Source organism: Microbacterium sp. ZXX196 (assembly GCF_009709595.1).
GTDB classification, from domain to species: Bacteria; Actinomycetota; Actinomycetes; order Actinomycetales; family Microbacteriaceae; genus Microbacterium; species Microbacterium excoecariae.
The window spans coordinates 1-260 of sequence record NZ_WMEE01000295.1; the positions used below are offsets into that span (position 1 = coordinate 1).

Genomic DNA, 260 nt, shown 5'->3' on the forward strand with positions numbered 1-260 from the left:
AAAGACATACTAAAACCAACGGAGAAAGTGGTTTACGAAGATATATCTTCCCTAGTCAAAAATTTTGATAATGTATTCATTAAGAATGGTCTTATTAAGCCTGATAGTCTGATCACATACAATCCCAGATATTCTGCAAATATCCGTGTTGCACTAGGTGGGATAGATGCAGATATTTGTATTGATGAAACACTATATGACTATAAAAGTACAAAAAATCATGGATTTATGATTAAAGACAGTATGCAAATCACATCGTA

Annotated in this window: 1 protein-coding gene; it reads left to right on the forward strand. The window is 31.9% G+C overall.

Going from position 1 to position 260, the window contains the following annotated elements:
• A partial coding sequence (locus GJQ66_RS14960) for a hypothetical protein (RefSeq protein WP_230379638.1) occupies positions 1–260 on the forward strand: 260 nt, incomplete at both ends.